Annotated in this window: 17 protein-coding genes; 10 read left to right on the forward strand and 7 right to left on the reverse strand. The window is 60.7% G+C overall.

What is annotated here, in order from left to right; all coding sequences use genetic code 11:
* Nucleotides 1–149: 149 nt before the first annotated feature.
* Nucleotides 150–1,121, reverse strand: a complete 972-nt coding sequence (locus AAC083_RS04135; protein WP_181364639.1) for an ABC transporter substrate-binding protein — start codon at nucleotides 1,119–1,121, stop codon at nucleotides 150–152.
* Nucleotides 1,122–1,563: 442 nt separating this feature from the next.
* On the opposite strand from AAC083_RS04135, the gene nrdD reads away from it, so the two are divergent.
* The 4 genes from nrdD (at nucleotide 1,564) to AAC083_RS04155 (ending at nucleotide 5,051) form a co-directional block, all read left to right on the forward strand.
* A complete protein-coding gene (gene nrdD / locus AAC083_RS04140) occupies nucleotides 1,564–3,681 on the forward strand; it encodes an anaerobic ribonucleoside-triphosphate reductase (RefSeq protein ID WP_108535889.1) in 2,118 nt (705 codons plus the stop codon).
* Between the two features lie 100 nt (nucleotides 3,682–3,781).
* Entirely contained in the window at nucleotides 3,782–4,291 is a 510-nt protein-coding gene (gene nrdG / locus AAC083_RS04145; RefSeq protein ID WP_108535890.1) for an anaerobic ribonucleoside-triphosphate reductase-activating protein, read from the forward strand.
* Between the two features lie 64 nt (nucleotides 4,292–4,355).
* Entirely contained in the window at nucleotides 4,356–4,526 is a 171-nt protein-coding gene (locus AAC083_RS04150; RefSeq protein ID WP_042038214.1) for a YqaE/Pmp3 family membrane protein, read from the forward strand.
* Nucleotides 4,527–4,859: 333 nt separating this feature from the next.
* Nucleotides 4,860–5,051 carry a hypothetical protein gene (locus tag AAC083_RS04155; RefSeq protein ID WP_258224595.1) on the forward strand — a complete coding sequence of 64 codons (192 nt, stop codon included), beginning with the start codon at nucleotides 4,860–4,862 and terminating at the stop codon, nucleotides 5,049–5,051.
* A gap of 29 nt (nucleotides 5,052–5,080) precedes the next feature.
* Here AAC083_RS04155 and AAC083_RS04160 read toward each other — a convergent pair whose 3' ends face one another.
* The 5 genes from AAC083_RS04160 to slyA form a co-directional block, all read right to left on the reverse strand.
* Complete coding sequence (locus AAC083_RS04160) at nucleotides 5,081–5,440, reverse strand: MliC family protein (protein ID WP_108535891.1); 360 nt, start codon at nucleotides 5,438–5,440, stop codon at nucleotides 5,081–5,083.
* Between the two features lie 108 nt (nucleotides 5,441–5,548).
* Nucleotides 5,549–6,421 carry a beta-1,6-N-acetylglucosaminyltransferase gene (locus AAC083_RS04165; RefSeq protein ID WP_108535892.1) on the reverse strand — a complete coding sequence of 291 codons (873 nt, stop codon included), beginning with the start codon at nucleotides 6,419–6,421 and terminating at the stop codon, nucleotides 5,549–5,551.
* Nucleotides 6,422–6,948: 527 nt separating this feature from the next.
* On the reverse strand, nucleotides 6,949–7,977 hold the full coding sequence (locus tag AAC083_RS04170; protein ID WP_108535893.1) for a DUF2955 domain-containing protein: 1,029 nt from the start codon (nucleotides 7,975–7,977) through the stop codon (nucleotides 6,949–6,951).
* 10 nt (nucleotides 7,978–7,987) lie between these two features.
* The gene (locus tag AAC083_RS04175; protein ID WP_108535894.1) at nucleotides 7,988–9,043 is read right to left on the reverse strand and encodes an HlyD family secretion protein; all 1,056 of its coding nucleotides are present in this window, start codon (nucleotides 9,041–9,043) and stop codon (nucleotides 7,988–7,990) included.
* Nucleotide 9,044: 1 nt separating this feature from the next.
* Entirely contained in the window at nucleotides 9,045–9,518 is a 474-nt protein-coding gene (slyA, locus tag AAC083_RS04180) for a transcriptional regulator SlyA (RefSeq protein WP_108535895.1), read from the reverse strand.
* Between the two features lie 315 nt (nucleotides 9,519–9,833).
* Between slyA and AAC083_RS04185 the strand changes: the two genes are divergently transcribed.
* From AAC083_RS04185 to AAC083_RS04205, 5 genes are all read left to right on the forward strand, one after another.
* A complete protein-coding gene (locus tag AAC083_RS04185) occupies nucleotides 9,834–10,025 on the forward strand; it encodes a hypothetical protein (protein ID WP_084204678.1) in 192 nt (63 codons plus the stop codon).
* Nucleotides 10,026–10,581: 556 nt separating this feature from the next.
* The gene (locus AAC083_RS04190) at nucleotides 10,582–11,889 is read left to right on the forward strand and encodes a 2-hydroxycarboxylate transporter family protein (RefSeq protein WP_042038219.1); all 1,308 of its coding nucleotides are present in this window, start codon (nucleotides 10,582–10,584) and stop codon (nucleotides 11,887–11,889) included.
* A 10-nt stretch (nucleotides 11,890–11,899) separates the two neighbouring features.
* Nucleotides 11,900–13,450 carry an NAD-dependent malic enzyme gene (locus AAC083_RS04195; protein ID WP_108535896.1) on the forward strand — a complete coding sequence of 517 codons (1,551 nt, stop codon included), beginning with the start codon at nucleotides 11,900–11,902 and terminating at the stop codon, nucleotides 13,448–13,450.
* Between the two features lie 17 nt (nucleotides 13,451–13,467).
* Nucleotides 13,468–15,036, forward strand: a complete 1,569-nt coding sequence (locus AAC083_RS04200; RefSeq protein WP_042038224.1) for an ATP-binding protein — start codon at nucleotides 13,468–13,470, stop codon at nucleotides 15,034–15,036.
* Nucleotides 15,037–15,039: 3 nt separating this feature from the next.
* The gene (locus AAC083_RS04205) at nucleotides 15,040–15,732 is read left to right on the forward strand and encodes a response regulator (RefSeq protein WP_108535897.1); all 693 of its coding nucleotides are present in this window, start codon (nucleotides 15,040–15,042) and stop codon (nucleotides 15,730–15,732) included.
* 87 nt (nucleotides 15,733–15,819) lie between these two features.
* Here the strand turns inward: AAC083_RS04205 and AAC083_RS04210 are convergent, their stop codons facing one another.
* Entirely contained in the window at nucleotides 15,820–16,719 is a 900-nt protein-coding gene (locus AAC083_RS04210) for a DMT family transporter (protein ID WP_108535898.1), read from the reverse strand.
* A gap of 103 nt (nucleotides 16,720–16,822) precedes the next feature.
* Between AAC083_RS04210 and AAC083_RS04215 the strand changes: the two genes are divergently transcribed.
* Nucleotides 16,823–17,403, forward strand: a 581-nt coding sequence (locus tag AAC083_RS04215; protein ID WP_108535899.1) for an AraC family ligand binding domain-containing protein, incomplete at its 3' end; no start/stop codon positions are given.

Below are 17,403 nucleotides of genomic sequence, written 5' to 3' on the forward strand. Positions count from 1 at the left end.
GCTCCAAGCTGACCAAGGCGCAGGAGCTCGGCATCACCATCTGGACTGAAGAAGAGCTGCAACAGGCGTTGCAAGCCTAGGTGGCTGCTGACCCTGTCTGATAAGAAGAGAACCCGGCGAGGCCGGGTTCTCTTTTTTGTTGCTGTGAATCACTCACGCAACAGGATCTTGTCGCGCCACTTGTCGGGCAGGGTGAGCTGCCAGCGGGCCAGCTCGTGCTTGCTGAATATATACTCGCCGCGCAGGGCAGCGCGCGGCGCCAGCGTGTTGGGCTGAGCCCCCGCCAGGATGGCGTTGACGAGCCCAGCCGCCTTGGCCCCCTGATCTCGCCCATCCAGCACCAGGCCACCGATGGCCCTGCCCGAGCCCACCGAAAACGCCCAGAAGCAGAACATGGGCACAGGGCTGTGGGTACTGGTCCATTCCAGCACAGTCTGTTCGCTGACGTGCTTGCCAGCATCGTCCACCAGCGTGTGGTAGAGGCCGATAAAGAGAGCTTCGTAGCCATTTTTTCTCGCGTTGAGTACCGTCTCCTGCCAGAGGCTGTAGTCACCTATGAGTTGGCTGTTGACCCGGGTCTGGCCGACCCGCAGATCGGTCTGGCTCTTGAACTCATCCTCGATAGCAGTGAGTGCCACGTTGCTGGAATCAAACAGTGCCAGTGCCTTCTTGATGCCACCCATCAGCTGGCTCATCTCACTGATGTTGCGCTTTAGCAGGGGACGCTCCAGCACGCCGGTGATCTTGGGGTGGCCGACCAGCCCCTTGTGGCGCGGGTTCTCGTTCATGCCGAGAAACACCACGGGGGTGCCGAGGGAGGCAATCTCGTGGGCCAGATAGTTGATGGCGTTGTCGTCACCGAGCACCACCAGATCCGGCTTGATCTGCTGGTAGAGGGCCAGTGCCTGTTGGGCAATCTTGTCGACATCGCCATTGGGCTGGCGCTTGGTGTCCATGTAGAAGTGGCTGATGTGGTTCTCGCCACTCAGATGGGCCTGCAGGCTGGCGTTGTAACTCTGATCCCACAGGTATTCGGAGTGATAGCTGCTGATCACCAGGATCTCGGCCGCCCACAACCGGTAGGGCAGGAGGCACAGCAGCAGTAGCAGGGGCTTGGCCATGTCGGGTCCCGTTGATGGCAATGACATTCCGTACATTATGCCTGTTTTACGCCACGGGTACCCTCGTCAACTATGGTCGCAGGGGGGCGCTTTTTACTGTCATGGTCCCATCGAACGCCAGCCCTTACCAGGCTTGGGATGTCCTTTTATGGGGCTGTTCTTCACTGGTCGGGAACTGCGCCACTCGCCTCAAAACCTGTTCTGGATCAAGAAATAAGGCCGCGCTTTGGTGCCTAATAGACACCATATATAGGGATGTATTCGTTTTTAATCCCTATATGTTGTGTTATCAAGCTGTGTATAAGCTGTTCCCTTCCTATCTTCAGCCCTGGCTTGTCAAGTCTCGGCTGAATTTATTTGCGTCCAGGATGAGATGCCGGGAGGGGGGCCCAACAAGGGTGAGCCAGAGGCAAATGCCTGGCCTTTTAAACGGGGAAAATCGATGAAACCGGTTGTGATAAAACGTGATGGATGTCGCGCACCATTCAATGCCCAGCTGATTGCCGAGGCAGTGGGCCGAGCGGCAGAAGCGGTCAATCAGGCCAGTTCGGCTCTGGCACTGCGTATCTCAAGCGCGGTCAGTCAGGAGCTGGAAGGGCGTGGTGAGGTGGATATCCACGAGATCCAGAACCGGGTTGAAAACCATCTGATGGCCTCCGACGACAAGGCCATCGCCCGTGCCTACATCGAATACCGTCACGACCGGGATCTGGCTCGCGAGGCCCGCGGCCGGCTGGCCCAGGAGATCCGTGGTCTGGTCGAGCAGACCAACGCCGCCCTGCTCAACGAGAACGCCAACAAAGACTCCAAGGTGATCCCGACCCAGCGTGACCTGCTGGCCGGTATCGTCGCCAAGCACTACGCCACCAGTCACATGCTGCCCCGGGATGTGGTGCAGGCCCACGAGAGCGGCGATCTGCACTTCCACGATCTCGACTACTCGCCCTTCTTCCCGATGTTCAACTGCATGTTGATCGATCTGAAGGGGATGCTGACCCACGGCTTCAAGATGGGTAATGCGGAGATCGATACCCCGAAATCCATCAGTACGGCCACCGCCGTGACCGCCCAGATCATCGCCCAGGTGGCGAGCCACATCTATGGTGGCACCACCATCAACCGCATTGACGAGGTACTGGCCCCCTATGTGACCATCAGCTGGCAGAAACACAGGGAAGTGGCCGAGGAGTGGGGCATCAACGATGTGGACGCTTACGCCATGGCCCGCACCGAGAAGGAGTGCTACGACGCCTTCCAGTCACTGGAGTACGAGGTCAATACCCTGCACACCGCCAACGGTCAGACCCCCTTCGTCACCTTTGGCTTCGGCCTTGGCGACAGCTGGGAGTCGCGCATGATCCAGGGTGCCATCCTCAGCAACCGCATTGCCGGCCTTGGCAAGAACAGAAAGACGGCCGTGTTCCCGAAACTGGTGTTCGCCATCAAGGATGGCCTCAATCACAAACAGGGCGATCCCAACTACGACATCAAGCAGCTGGCGCTGGAGTGTGCCTCCAAGCGGATGTATCCGGACATCCTCAACTACGACCAGGTGGTCAAGGTGACCGGCTCCTTCAAGACGCCCATGGGCTGTCGCTCCTTCCTCGGGGCTTATGAGGAAAATGGTGAGCTGATCCATGAAGGACGCAACAACATAGGGGTGGTCAGCCTCAACCTGCCGCGTATCGCCCTGAAATCCCGCGATGAGGCGGATTTCTGGGACAAGCTGGATGCCGCCCTGCGCGTGGCCAAGACAGCGCTCATGTATCGCATCGAGCGTCTCGACGGCGTCAAGGCGCGGGTCGCCCCTATCCTCTATATGGAAGGAGCCTGCGGTGTGCGTCTGAAGGCAAATGACAACGTCAGCGAGATCTTCAAGCACGGCCGCGCCTCCATTTCGCTCGGCTATATCGGGGTGCACGAGACCATCAACGCCCTGTTTGGCACCGATGTCCATCTGTTTGACAGCGACACCCTGCGCCAGAAGGCCATCGCCATCATAGCGCGGCTCAAGAGGGCGACCGACGAGTGGAAAGAGGAAACCGGCTACGGCTTTAGCCTCTACTCCACCCCGAGCGAGAACCTCTGCACCCGTTTCTGCCGCATCGACGCCAAGGAGTTTGGGGTGGTGGCGGGCGTGACCGACAAGGGCTATTACACCAACAGCTTCCACCTCGACGTGGAGAAGCAGGTCAACCCGTACGACAAGCTGGACTTTGAGGCGCCCTATCCGCCCATCGCCAGCGGCGGCTTCATCTGCTACGGCGAGTACCCCAACATCCAGCACAATCTGGAAGCGCTCGAAAACGTCTGGGATTACAGCTATGACAAGGTGCCCTACTACGGTACCAACACCCCCATCGACGAGTGCTATGACTGCGGCTTTACCGGCGAGTTCGAGTGCACCTCCAAGGGCTTTACCTGCCCGCGCTGCGGCAACCACGACCCGGCCAAGGTGTCGGTGACCCGCCGTGTCTGCGGCTACCTCGGCAGCCCGGATGCGCGCCCCTTCAATGCGGGCAAGCAGGAAGAGGTGAAGCGCCGCGTCAAACATATGTGAGCGCAAACGCGATGAAGCGCTGGCCCCTGACTCAAGGGGCCATTTTCATTGGAGGGCGGCAGCCATGCCGCTCTGCCATGAGCGAGGCAGGAAACAAGCGATGCACTACCACCAATACTACCCGGTTGATGTGATCAACGGCCCAGGCACCCGCGCCACCCTGTTTGTCTCGGGCTGCGAGCACCAGTGCCCGGGCTGCTATAACCAGAGCACCTGGCGGCTCGATGGCGGCCAACGGTTTGATCAGGCCATGTGCGATCGCATCATCCGGGATCTCAACGACACGCGCATCAAGCGGCGAGGTCTGTCGCTCTCCGGCGGCGATCCGCTCCACCCGGCCAACGTGCCTCATGTGCTGGCGCTGGTGAAGCGGGTGCGCGCCGAGTGTCCGGGCAAGGATATCTGGTGCTGGACCGGTTATTTGCTCAATGAGCTCTCAGATGCCCAGCGCGAGCTGGTTGCCTTGCTGGATGTGCTGGTGGATGGCAAGTTCGAAAAAGCGCTGGCGGACCCGGGTCTGCTCTGGCGTGGCAGCAGCAATCAGCAGATCCACAACCTCAATGCCAGGGGTGAAGCGGGTGAGCGTATTCCCTCTCTGGTTTGCAGTTGAAGCCAAGGCTGTTTATGGTTAGCCCATCCCTATATCGACGACATCATTGACGAGGAGAGCCGAGATGAGTCATCTGTTCAAGATCCTGCTGGCCATTTTCCTGCCCCCTGTGTGCGCTTTTATCCAGGTGGGTTTTAGCCTGCACTTTTTAATCAACATAGTGCTGACCCTGCTCGGTGGCCTGCCCGGCATGGTGCATGCGCTCTGGCTGGTGGTGAGTGACAGGCGCGGCTGAATCAGGCTATCCGTTGCATGCTGAGCCAACCCGACCGGGTTGGCTTTTTTTATGATGTTCAAACGGCGTCGACTTGTTACCGTCACTGGTCGGCCATCGTGCCGGAGGATGGCGCCGCGTCATCCTGAGCCGACTCAACAAGGCGTGTTGGATGCGTTTGAATGTCTTGCTGCTGGGCGCTGTGCTCGGCCTGCTTGGGGGCTCAGTGACGCTGAACCAGCCGCCGATCGATATGCCCCCGGAGCAGTTGTCAGGGTACGGGTACAGGAAGAAGAGACTGGGTGGTTCCGCCCTGTAGGAGACCTGCCCGGCAAGCAGCCGGTCAAGGGGTATGTGGCGATCCGCTATCTCATCGACTCCAATGGCAACCTGTTCAGTCCCGAGAGAGTGGCATCCGAGCCGCCCGGTGTGCTGGATCTCGTCGCCTTGTCGGGCTTGGCCAAGACCCGCTATCGGGTCGCCGAGCAGAACCCGGACGCCATACCGGTGCGTGTCGTGAGTCGCTTGGATATCGAGGTTAAATAACAAAATCCCGGCCAGGCCGGGATTTCTCATTACTGTTGTTTGCAGTCGTTGTAGACGCTCTGCCACTCGCCATCCTTGTCGCGCATCTCGACGAATCCTCCCTCCCCCTTGTTCCACCAGATGGCCTCATGGTCATCGGTATAGCGAGCGCCGGAGGCGGAGACTGTCTGCGGCAGGGTGTAATCCTTGCCATCGGGCAGTGCCAGCTTGACGAAATTCAGGCTCTGGTCGGAGAGGGCGAAGTAACTCACCTGCACCTTCTTGCCCTGCTCACACAGATAGGTGACGGGATCGCCGCCGGTCACGCTCAATGTGGTGGCCCCGCGTTCGCAACCGCTCAGCAGGGTCAGGGCCGTGATGCCCAGCAACATAATATTGGCGTGCTTCATCTTGAACTCTCCATCGGTATCAACCGGCTTGAGCCTACCAGTTTGTGCCCAAGTCGCAATCTTCCCGGGGGTGGATTGCGTCGGTAAGTGTCCGGATGACTCGCATTGTCATACCAATGCAGCTTGCCGGATGATAGGTGTGTCGAGGGGGCATCTCATGGCTTGCTCCAGGATATCCAGAATGTCGCTGTCTATGGTCTCGTCAAATTTGCGGGCGAACAGGTGCTCGCTTTGTTGCAGGGCCTCGGCGTCGTGCACCGTGTAGTCGCGCGGGCGCAGCTTGATGTCACCCATGGGGATCCAGTCGATGGCTCGCTTGTCATCGTTGACTATCTGGCCCTGATAGCTGGTGTTCATGATCACCGTCTGGAAGAAGCCCTCGTCAGCGATCAGGGTGTGGCGGTAGAAATCCTTGAAACGATCGACCTCGGGGCTGTGGCTGACGAATTCGCAGAAGGCCCGGCTCAGGATCATCCACTGATTGCCAATGTAGGGGGTCACACCTTCCAGGTAGGGACGGGTCTTCACCGGTTCGCACACCAGCTCCTGGGCGGTTTCAGTCACATAGTGATCGATACGGTGCAGGGTGTCCGGTCTGTGCTGGCGCTGATCCGCGACCTTGAGGAAATCCTTGCCCTTGTGATCGCGCAGGAAGTCATGAATGTCACTCTGGGAGCGCAGCGGGAAGTCCTGGGCGCTCAGATTGATGAAGAACTCCCACTCCTTGTTTTGCTCCAGCAGCGCCGCTATGCCGCGCAGCTCCGCATCCACCAGGCTGTAGCCGCCCCAGAGCGCATTCTTGCTGGGGAGCATGCCAGCGTTGGGGTAATCCGCCAGAAACCGGGTTATCTCCTGCTGCAGCTCAGGGCCCGAGCTCTTGTCCACGTGGATCAGGTAGTGGTTGCTGTCGTGGTAAATCGCCTTGAACAGGCGCTTGAACTGATCGGGATAGCGATGCACCAGAATGAGATAGGCAATCATGTCAATGTGTCCTGTGTGGGCGGCAGGGCTGCGCCAAACAGAAAATCGCCTCAGGCCGCTGGCTTGAAGCTTGTTTTCGTCGGGATGGCCGCTGTCGCAGTAAAAAGAGTGGATAGCAGATAACAACAGTGAGAACAGGCTGCGACGGGGAAGGGATGCGCCTTATGGCATCGGGTCAATACAGCTGGTCTGGCGACGTCAGGTTGAGGGTGAGAGGTGGGCAAGGGCTGCCCTGGCTGGCGACTCTTTTGCATGACAAGCCTGTCATCAGGTGCAGAGCGCAATCGGCCGGTAAGTGAGGGGCCACATTAGCACGGTTCGGGCCAGCGTCGTCATATATCGCCGGTGCCGCAGAAAAACCATTCAATGGAGTCCAAGTCTGGCTTCGACGTCCCATACCAGCCCTTGCCAGCATCGTTATCGTTGTCGTCAGACAAGAAGGGTCGATCTGCAACACGCGGGCAAAAAAACGCCCCGCAGACGTGGCGGGGCGAAAGGCAGCAGATCCTTTGCTATTGGAAAAGGGTTCAATAACCGAATCGGGTCGCCTCGAAGCGGTTAAGCAGCCGGTGGATGAGGTAACAGGCCAGCAGGGTGGCGACGATGGCAAACAGTATGCTGCTCACCCGATAGAGGGCGCTGAACACCAGATCGTTGCCCGGGGCCAGGTACTGGCCAAACAGTATGCCGAGGGTGGTGAGGGCGCCGAAGCCGACCCCGGAGCCGCTCGCCTCCTTCACATGGGCGTGGCTGAACAGCATGGCGCCTAGCCAGAGCATGGGGGCGACCAGCAGGAGCAAACCGGACCAGTCGTAGAGCACCAGCTGGCCGAGCAGGCCGAAGGTCACACCGAGCAGTGTGCCCATGGCCCGCTTGCGGGCGTAGCTCAGCGCACCGTTCCAGTGCATGGGAAACAGCAGCAGCAGGGTGGTGGCCTGGGCGGACATGGAGTCCCGCAAGTCGAAGATCTGGAACACCATGAAGGAGAGGGTGGCTATGCTGGCGCCGAGCAGGGCCTCGTGCCGCATCCGGTGTGGTGCCTTGGGGGGCGCAGCCGGCTTGGGCCGCTCTTCCACATCCGGGATCAGTGCCGTCATCAGGTAGGCGATGAGCACCGACAGGGTGCTGGCCCACAGATTGTTGAAGATGAGGTCGTTGAGATCGGTCTGCGGGTAGCTGGCAAAGTGCAGCATGATACTGAGGCTCATCACGCCATTGGCGCCAAACAGGAACAGGCTGCCCCGGGACATGGCGGCAAAGCGGTAGAGAAACAACAGGAAGGCGATGGGGATCATCAGGCCGGGATGGCCGCCAAACAGCCCTCCCAGCAGCCCCACTTCCACCCCGCAGATAACGGCGGCCGCCATCAGCTGACGGGCGGCATGGCCGTTCATCACAGGCACCATGCCCAGCAGCAATACCGGGGTCACGGTATAGAGGACGCCATAGTTCCAGCCAAACAGCTTGCAGAGCAGGAAGCCAAGGGTGCAGCCAAAGGCGATGCGCAGACATTGGCGCAGCTCGTTGGCGGTGAGGGGCCTGTGCCACAGATTCATCGTTGCCACCTTAGTAGATGTAGTGCAGCAGGCTGAGCAGGCGGATCTGGCCACGGGCAAACAGAGCGCTTAGTGCGTTGTCCGGCAGCAGTTGCACTGTGGCGCGGGCACCGGCCGGCAGGTGGCTTGGCAACTGCTCCAGCGTCAGGTGTACCCGCAGCCGCTGGGCGTTGCGCACCCAGCGATCCGATTCGGTGGGGCTGGCCAGCAGACCGTTGGCATCGAACTGACCGGCGCTGACTCCGGCATCCAGGCTGGTGACACGGGCCGGATAAAGCTTGCCCGGCTCGCCATCGAAGGCGACCAGCGCCTGGCTATCCTGAGCCACGTGCCGCAGGCTCTTCTCGCGAAAATCGGCGATCACGTCCACCTGCTCGGAGACTAGCGCCAGCAGCGGGGCTCCGGCTGCGGCGAAGCTGCCCGGCTTGAGTTGCAGATTGGTGATGATGCCATCCTGACTGGCCTGTATCTGGCTGTAGGAGAGGTTGAGCTCGGCTTGGGCGAGGTGGTTACGCGCCTGGCGTAGCAACAGGTTGTCATCACCGGGCAGGCCGCGGTTCACCCTGGCCTGGGTCATGCGGGCCTTGCTGGCCATCACGTTGGCCTGGGCAGTGCGCAACGCGCTGTCGGCGTCATCTTTTTGCTGATCTGACACCATGCGACGGCGATAGAGTGCATCGATGCGTTCTGCTTCCCGCCGCTTCTGGGAGGCCTGACTCTGCAACGAGTTGAAGTCGGCGGCAGCGGCGTTCAGGGTGGCGTCGAGCTGACGGTTCTGCTGCTCGGCCTGATCCAGCGCGAGCCGGGCCTGTTCGACGGCCAGTTCAAAGGGGGTGGGATCGAGCGTGAACAGCAGATCCCCCTGTTTGACATGTTGGTTGTTGCCGACGGCGACCTGCGCCACCTTGCCACTGACTTGGGGGGCCATCTTGGTCACGACACGGGTGGCCATGGCTTGCGGGGTGAGCGGCATCTTGAGGTCGGCCAGCAGGAAGTAGCCAAATAGCAGTATGAAGCTCCCCATGGCCCATTTTATCCAGCGTTTGAATTGTTGATCCGGGGTCATCCTATTCTCTCTCTTCACTCTGTGAACCTATCTTGCCGAGGGCGTTGGCGGAGATCCGGTGCACTATGTCTTCAAATTGTTCCAGCTCTCGCTGGCTGATGCCGGTGAGCAGGTCCCGGCGAATGTCCATGATGCGATGCTCGATCTGGTCGAGCAGCGCCTTGCCCGCTGGCGTCAGGGTGACGATGCGGGCCCGTTTGTCCTTGCAACAGCAGTGGCGCTCCACCAGCCCCTGCTCTTCCAGCAGACCCAGGGTGCGCATCAGGGAGGGCAGCTCTATCTCCAGTGCCTCGGCGAGCGTCTTCTGGCTGAGGTGACCTCCGAGGCGACTGAGTTTCCACAGTGCAGTCCAGCGGGGATGGGTCAGACCCAGCGGCGCCAGCTCGAGATCGGCCACGGTACGCCACAGTCGATGCAGTCGTCCGACGCGCTCGGCGAGGGACAACTCGCGCAACATTTCCAGATCTTTCATCATGAGCACTCTCAATTTACTTAGCTTGCTAAGCATTGTAATTGTTTAGCAGGCTAAGTAAATGGTGTGGTCGAGATCTTGTTTATAAAAAATCAGGTGGGTTTCTTATGGCGCCTTTTGATGAATAAAGGGCTTCGCAAGAGGCTTTTTGGGTTTGGAATGAGCGAAAGATGCGCGAAATCCCATGGAATACCCTGGCGGGATAAATAAACGTGGGCTGGCTGGTGGGATGAAAATAAGGCAAGGGTCGCGCCTGCTATTATTTTTGGTCAACAGGATGTCATATAAATTCGGCAGCCTGTTTTTTATCCACTAATATTGATGGGTCAGCTAAACAGGGAGACGATAGCTGTGGAACGATATGAATCGGGTGACCCCCATTTCTCAATCGAGAGCCTGCTGGCCGATGGAGAATATGTTGCCGACGCACATTATGGCCCCAGTCTGGAAGCGAGTGATATCTGTCATGAATTTGACCCTGCCAATATTCCACTGTTATTAGCCGAATAGCGAAAGCGAGCAGGTTGAAATGAGGCTCAGGCCATTCAGGCGAGCCCGGTCCTTGGGGCATGCACTGTCCCACCTGCTTCATTTTATCGCTCTGGAAGGCACCGCTGTTGTTTCGCGCCCGCGGAGCAACCCACATCATATCCCTCCCGGAACTGCCTCTTGCCGGTGACACCCGGGGCCTGATGATCCACCAGCCTCAGTTCATGGGATCGCGCAGGTGCTATGCCAGCGTTGTTGCCCTGTTGATATGAAGGCACAGCCTATATATGGGCTGCCGTCATCCGACAGCTATCCGATTATTTCTTGCCTGTTGGTGGGTGAAATTTAATCATTTTTTAATGCCCGTCCCGCCAGGTCGTGGCGTCACGCCGACATCACTCTTTATGTCTGTGTCTGGCCAGCGTAGTTCAGGGCGCGTGAATAACGCGGGCGGTGGCCATTTTATGGCCATAGCGTTTAAGGTTTTAATGTTTTTATATGCCTTTGTAATCGGGCTAACCGACAGGGAAAGGGAGGATCACTAGAGTAGCGCTACACCACACGTTGGAGCATAACAATGAAAAACCTCTCTACCCCACAAACCAGGGTTGCGCTGTTTGGCGACCGACAAATTGCCGGCATGCCCATGATGATCTTTCTCGGGCTTGCCACCTGCGTGCTCTTTTCTGGCTGGAATGGATCCTTGCCGCTCGGCATGGTCGGCGCGTTGGCGCTGATGTTCGTGCTCGGTACCCTGCTGACCGAGCTGGGCGAACGCATCACTCCCATACGTGAGTATCTGGGGGGCGGCACCATACTCGCCATCTTCGGCGGCGCCGCCCTGTTTGAATACCGGATCCTGCCAGTCGAGGCGGGTCAGGTGATCATCGGCTTCATGAAGGAGGGGGGCTTTCTCAACTTCTTCATCGCCAGTCTGGTGACCGGCTCTGTCTTTGGCATGAGCAGTGCCCTGCTGAAAAATGCCGCCATGCGTTACCTGCCGGTCATTCTGGGGGGCGTAACCCTGGCGCTGCTCAGCGTTGGCCTGGTCGGCGCTCTGATGGGTTATGGCTTCAAGAATGCAGTGTTACTTATCGGCCTGCCCATCATGGGCGGTGGCATGGGTGCTGGCGCCGTACCGCTGGTGGAGATCCTCTCCGGCCCGATGCAGATGTCCAGCGCCGATCTGCTGTCACGCATGGTGCCCGCCGTGGTGATCGCCAACACCCTGGCCATTCTGGTGGGCACAGTGCTGGCCCGTCTTGGCCGTCGTTACCCCTCCCTGACTGGCAACGGCCAGCTGATGATCAAGGAGATCAGCCAGAACGTGGCCGAAGAGCAGACTCAGGCCCCGACGCTGGAGAGTCTCGGCATCGGGCTCTTTATCAGCTCCTGCATGTTCGTACTGGGCTCCCTGCTCGGCAACTTCATTCCCATGCACCCCTTTGCGCTGATGATACTGGCAGTGGCCATCATCAAGGTGAGCGGCGTGCTGCCACGTCGTTACGAGCAGGCTGCCGCCGACTGGTACCAGTTCGTGGTCGGCAATCTGACTCCCTCCCTGCTGGTGGGGATAGGCGTCGCCTACACCAGCATCCCAGAGCTCATCAGCGCTTTCTCTATCAGCTATTTCGTGCTGGTGCTGGTGACAGTGGTTGGCGGTGCCCTTGGGGCAGCCCTGGTGGGGCGCATGATAGGTTTCTATCCCATAGAGGCGGCCCTCACCGGCGGTCTGTGTATGGCCAATATGGGGGGCACGGGCGATGTGGCTGTGCTGTCGGCGGCCCAGCGCATGAAGCTGATGCCGTTTGCCCAGATCTCTTCCCGTCTCGGGGGCGCCGTCATGTTGATCCTGGCCACCCTGCTCATCTCGCTGCTGGCATAAGGAAAAGACAATGAACGACATCATGATGGGCACCAGCCTGCCCTATGCAGAACGCAAGCGACAGGGGCTGATGGGGCGTATGCCCCATAAAGAGGAGTCCCTGGCCCAGCAACGGCGCCGTATCTATCGCCTGGTCTCAGCCATGCAGAGCCCGTTCGATCAGCACCTGCTGCTGCGCCAGCTGCAAGAAGACAACCCGGTGCTGTTTTACGATCTGGTGCGCCACCACCTGCCGGAGCTGCTGCCCATTATCTACACCCCAGTGGTGGGAGAGGCGTGTCAGCGTCACAGCGACCTCTATCTGCGCAGCCACGGTCTCTACCTCTCCTGGCATGACAGGGACGATCTGGATGCCATCTTCGCCGCGGTAGAGCAAGAGGTGGATGTCATCGTCATCTCTGACGGTGAGCGGGTGCTGGGGCTCGGCGATCTCGGTATCGGCGGCATGGGGATCTGCATCGGCAAGCTGGCGCTCTACTCGGCCGCTGGTGGCATCGACCCGGCGCGCACCCTGCCCCTGTGCGTCGACGTCGGCACCAACAACCCCGAGCTGCTGGAGGATGACTCCTACCTCGGCTGGCAGGCCAACCGGGTGGATGGCGAATCCTATTACCACTTCATGGATCGGGTAGTGGCGGCCATTCGCACACGCTGGCCCCAGGTGGTGCTGCAGTTTGAAGACTTCGCCGGCAAGCATGCCGCGAACCTCTTGGCCCGCTATCGGGACGAGCTGTGTATGTTTAACGACGATATTCAGGGCACGGCGGCGGTCGCCTCGGCCTGTGTGCTGGCGGGCTTGCAGCAGGCGGGCAGCCAGCTGGCCGACACCCCTGTGCTCATCGTTGGTGCCGGCTCGGCGGGTTGTGGCATCGCCGCCATGCTGGCTCAACTGGCGGGAGGCTCGGAGCGGGTGCAGCTGTTTGATCAGGATGGACTGGTCTGCCTGGATCGCGCCAACCTGACCCCGTCCCAGCGGCCGTTTGCCCGCCCGGCGCAAGAGGCCTGCGGCGAGCTGTCTGCGCTCATTGAACGCCTGCGCCCCGGCGTACTGATCGGGGTGAGCGGCCAGGGTGGCCTGTTTGATGAAGCCGTGCTCAGCGCCATGGGCGCCGCCTGTGAGCGGCCCGTGATCCTGCCGCTCTCCAACCCCACCCGTAGCGCCGAAGCGACGCCGGAGCAGGTGTGGCAGGCCACCGGGGGACGCGCCCTGCTCGCTACCGGCAGCCCCTTTGCCCCTGTGACGGTGGCGGGGGAGGTGCGGGTAGTCTCCCAGTGCAACAACGTCTACGTGTTTCCGGGCATTGGCCTGGGGGCCTGCGCGGTCAAGGCGTGCCGCATCAGCGATGGCATGCTGCAGGCGGCGGTGCGGGCTGTGGGTGCCTATCCACTGGCCGAGGGGCGGCTGTTGCCTCCCATTGAGCAGGTGGGGGAGGTGGCCCGCGCGGTCGCCAGAGCCGTGGCCCTCACCGCCCGCGAGGAGGGATTGGCCGATTTTAGCGGTGATCCTGCGCCACTGATTGACCAGACCTGGTGGCGCCCGCACTATTGGTCCGCTTCCTGATGTTGCAAGGCTAATCGATGAAACTGCGCCACCAACTGGTTACCCTCTCTCTGGGTCTGTCACTGCTGCTGATCGTGATTCTGGGCAGCCTGCTTGCCCTTTTTATCCGCCATCTGCTGGAGAGCACTCTGCAGGAGAATGGTGCCGATCTGGCGCGGGTGCTGGCGGCCGACAGCCGGGTGGTGCAAGCCCTGCAACAGGGCAGTGATCCCGGTTTGCGCGACTATGTGGAGGGGATCAGCAATCGCACCGATGCCGCCTACATGGTGGTGACAGATGAACACGCCCACCGCCTGAGCCACCCTTCGCCCGAACGGATCGGTGGCCTCTTCCGTGGTGAAGACATCTGGCCGGCCCTCCATGAGCGGCTCAGCTACTGCTCCGAAGATGAGGGCACATTAGGCCCGGCCATTCGCTGTTTTGCTCCGGTGATCGGGCCCGATGGCCGCGCCATGGGCGCCGTGGTGGTGGGTTACCTGATGCAGACGGTGGAGGACATCTATCTGGAGCGGATCGCTCTGCTGGTCACAGCCATCCTTGCCGTGCTGGGTTGTGGTCTGCTGCTGGCGCTCTGGCTGCAACATCTGCTGCGTCGCACCCTGCTGGATCTGGAGCCCGAAGCCATTGTCAATCGCTTCGTGCTGCAGGAGCTGGTGCTGGAGCACATCTCGGAGGGGGTGATAGCCATCGACAGCGGGGGCAATATTCGGATGCTCAACAGCGCTGCCTTCTATCAACTGCGTCTGCCGGGCACAGGGCGTCATGCTCTGCTGGGGCAGCCCCTTGCCGAGTTGTCACCACCACTGGCGCCCGCCTTGACCCAGCTCGAAACCGAGCTGGGCTTCACTGTGCACGGTGAGGCGTTCGTGGGGCGCTGGCAGGCGGTGGAGGGCAAGGTGCCCGGTCGCCTGCTGATCTTCAGTCGCCCCGAGGTGACCGGCAGCCTCGGCATGCAGGTAACCCATCTGCGCCAGTATGCCGAGATGCTGCGGATGCAGACCCACGAGTTCGCCAACAAGCTGAGCAGCCTCTCCGGCTTGCTGCAGCTCGGTCATGTGGATCAGGCGGTGGAACTCATTCAGCAGGAGAGCGAGGCCTGCCAGACCATGTTGCAGGGGCTGCTGCGGGCCATCGAAGATAAGCCGGTGGCGGGGCTTATTCTCGGCAAATTCAGCCGGGCGCGGGAGCTGGGGGTAGAGCTGGTGCTGGATCCCGACTCGGCGCTGGGAGAGTATCCGGCGGCGGTGTCGGCGGATCTCATCACCCTCATTGGCAACTTGCTCGACAATGGCATTCGCGCCGCTTGGGCCAGGCGCAAGGCGTGTCCGCCGCGGGTGCTGATTTCCCTCAACGATTTTGGTCGCAGGCTGGTGATAGAGGTGGAGGACAGCGGCGAGGGGGTAGACGAAGCGCTGGCGGATCATTTGTTTGATTACGGCATCAGCCGTCAGACGGGTGATCACGGGGTTGGCCTCTTCCTGGTCAAGGAGACGGTGGCCAGACGAGGGGGTGTGATAGAATGGCGCCGCACCGCCGAACAGACCACTCTGTTCGGTATCTACTTGAATAAAAACCAATTGGTGTGATCTATGGCGCCCATATTCACTCTGGTGATCGAGGATGACGAACGGATTGGATCCATTCTGTCCGAGCTGGTCTCCTCCACCCCCGGATTTTCCCTGCTGGGTCGGGCCGAAAGCCTGACCCAGGCCGACCTCATGATGCGAGCGACCCAGCCGCAGCTGCTGCTGGTGGATATTTCCCTGCCCGACGGCTCTGGCCTCGAGTGGGTCAACCGGCTGCGTAGCCATAACCGTGAGGCTTACGTCATCATGGTGACCGCCTCCTGCGATGTTGAGACGATACAGCAGGCCCTCAACCTGGGGGTGCAGGATTACATCATCAAGCCGCTGCGGCTGTTTCGCATCCAGCAGAGCCTGGACGAGATCCTGACCCTGCACAGGCGTATCAGCGAGCGGGGCTCTCTGGAGCAGAGCGACCTGGATCGGCTGATGGGCAAGGGGCGTCCCCAGGCCAGGGAGATACGTGATACCCCCAAGGGGATCGACGCCATCACGCTGCGTCAGGTGCTGGAGCTGCTGGCCGGTGAACCGGATACCGCGTTTTCCACGGATACGGTGGCGCTGCGACTGTCGCTCAGCCGCACTACGGCGCGCCGCTACCTGGAGTATCTGGAGTCCGAAGACAGGGTCGATGTGGATCTCAACTACGGCCAGCGTGGTCGGCCGGAGCGGCGCTACCACTGGCGCCGGAGCAATTGAGCCTGCGGATTTTAGCGCGAAGATGCATGCAAGAAGGGAGCCTCGGCTCCCTTCTTGCATTGTGTTGCAGCGGCTTGTCTCGTCGGTTTATGCCTCCCCGGCAAGGGCGGAGCGCACCCTGGGTCTGAGCTGGGAGAGCATGACGCCGGTCAGGATCAGACCACCCCCCAGCAGGTGATAGCCGTGAACGGGCTCTCCCAGGGTGATGACGGCAATGAGGGCGGTACACAGCGGCATCAGGTTCATGAACACAGAGGTGCGCTCCGCCCCCATGCAGGCGAGGCCGCGCATCCAGCAGTAGGCGGCCAGCAGGGAGGAGGCGAGCCCGGCAAACAGCACCAGGCCCCAGCCCTCGGCGGGTACCGCCAGGGAGTCTGCGCTGAGGGCGACCGGGATCAGCAGCAGCACAGCCAACAGGATCTGCATGTAGAGGTTGAGCCAGGGACCGAACGGCAGTTGCCAGCGGCGGATCAGCAGACCATAGAGGGCGTAGCTGGCGGAGCCGAGCAGCATGAGCCCATCCCCAGGGTTGATGCCGTCGTGCAGCAGAGCCAGCGGTTGGCCCTGGCTCAGCAGCCAGAATACCCCGAACAGCGAGATGCTCATGCCAAGCAGTGCCTGCTTACCGGGGCGCTGGCCGAAGAAGATCGCGCTCTGCAGCAGGGTCAGCAGCGGGATGAGGGAGCCAATGACCCCCATGTTGGTGGCCGAGGTGGTGTGTGCGGCGTAATAGGCAAGGCACTGGTAGAGCACCATGCCAAGGGCCGCCAGCACCAGCAGCTTGCCGAGCCAGGGGCGGATTTCGTGGCGGCGGCGCCACAACTGCGGCAGGCAGAAGGGGGTCAGTGCCAGGGCGGCTATCACCCAGCGGTAAAAAGAGATGGCTGCCGGGTCGATCACACTGGCGGCGGCCTTGGACACCACTGTATTGGTGGCCCAGATCAGCACGGCCATCAGCGGAAACATAAGCGGAAAGAAGATACGCATCAAAGGATCCTTGTTAACAGGGGGCCAAGTCTACCCTTGTCTTTCTGTTATCAAATAACGTAAAACTGACAATTCATCCCGCAGAAAGGACAAGTCACCCGCAATGGCCGTGCATCAGTATCACCCGACCGACTTACATCTGCCCGAGCCCAACCCCCTCTATCTGCGTTATCAGCAGATCCAGGCCGAGAGCGCCTGCGCGCCACACAGCCACCCCTGGGGCCAGCTCAGCCTGATAAGTCTGGGGGTGATGGAGATAGTGCTGGATCAGCACCGGCTGGTGGCTCCCGCCGACTACCTTATCTGGGTGCCGGCGGGTCTGGAGCATGCCTCCTACAACCAGCAGGCCCTCGACTACACCTCCATCTATGTCAATCATGCTCTGGCGGCCAAGCTGCCAGCCGAGCCACGCCTGCTGGAGATGACACCGCTCATCCGGACCATGCTGGCAGATTTTTGCGAGCGCAAGCTGGGCCACATGCAGGATGAATGGGATGTGTGCCAGGCCGAGCTGCTGGTGGAGAAGCTGACTCGCACCCGCTGCCAGGAGAGCTACCTGCCCATGAGCCAGGACAAGCTGCTGGCTCCCATGCTGGCGGCGCTCCACTGCGATCCTGCCGATCCGCGCACCCTGGCCCAGTGGGCCGAACAGTTGCACAGCACGGAGCGCACCCTGGCCCGGCG

This window comes from Aeromonas sp. HMWF014 (assembly GCF_963878295.1).
GTDB classification, from domain to species: domain Bacteria; phylum Pseudomonadota; class Gammaproteobacteria; order Enterobacterales; family Aeromonadaceae; genus Aeromonas; species Aeromonas popoffii.

Coding starts and splice junctions, on each gene's coding strand:
- AAC083_RS04135 (WP_181364639.1), bottom strand. CDS start 1,121: ATGGCCAAGCCCCTGCTACTGCTGCTGTGCCTCCTGCCCTACCGGTTG.
- nrdD (WP_108535889.1), top strand. CDS start 1,564: ATGAAACCGGTTGTGATAAAACGTGATGGATGTCGCGCACCATTCAAT.
- nrdG (WP_108535890.1), top strand. CDS start 3,782: ATGCACTACCACCAATACTACCCGGTTGATGTGATCAACGGCCCAGGC.
- AAC083_RS04150 (WP_042038214.1), top strand. CDS start 4,356: ATGAGTCATCTGTTCAAGATCCTGCTGGCCATTTTCCTGCCCCCTGTG.
- AAC083_RS04160 (WP_108535891.1), bottom strand. CDS start 5,440: ATGAAGCACGCCAATATTATGTTGCTGGGCATCACGGCCCTGACCCTG.
- AAC083_RS04165 (WP_108535892.1), bottom strand. CDS start 6,421: ATGATTGCCTATCTCATTCTGGTGCATCGCTATCCCGATCAGTTCAAG.
- AAC083_RS04170 (WP_108535893.1), bottom strand. CDS start 7,977: ATGAATCTGTGGCACAGGCCCCTCACCGCCAACGAGCTGCGCCAATGT.
- AAC083_RS04175 (WP_108535894.1), bottom strand. CDS start 9,043: ATGACCCCGGATCAACAATTCAAACGCTGGATAAAATGGGCCATGGGG.
- slyA (WP_108535895.1), bottom strand. CDS start 9,518: ATGATGAAAGATCTGGAAATGTTGCGCGAGTTGTCCCTCGCCGAGCGC.
- AAC083_RS04190 (WP_042038219.1), top strand. CDS start 10,582: ATGAAAAACCTCTCTACCCCACAAACCAGGGTTGCGCTGTTTGGCGAC.
- AAC083_RS04195 (WP_108535896.1), top strand. CDS start 11,900: ATGAACGACATCATGATGGGCACCAGCCTGCCCTATGCAGAACGCAAG.
- AAC083_RS04200 (WP_042038224.1), top strand. CDS start 13,468: ATGAAACTGCGCCACCAACTGGTTACCCTCTCTCTGGGTCTGTCACTG.
- AAC083_RS04205 (WP_108535897.1), top strand. CDS start 15,040: ATGGCGCCCATATTCACTCTGGTGATCGAGGATGACGAACGGATTGGA.
- AAC083_RS04210 (WP_108535898.1), bottom strand. CDS start 16,719: ATGCGTATCTTCTTTCCGCTTATGTTTCCGCTGATGGCCGTGCTGATC.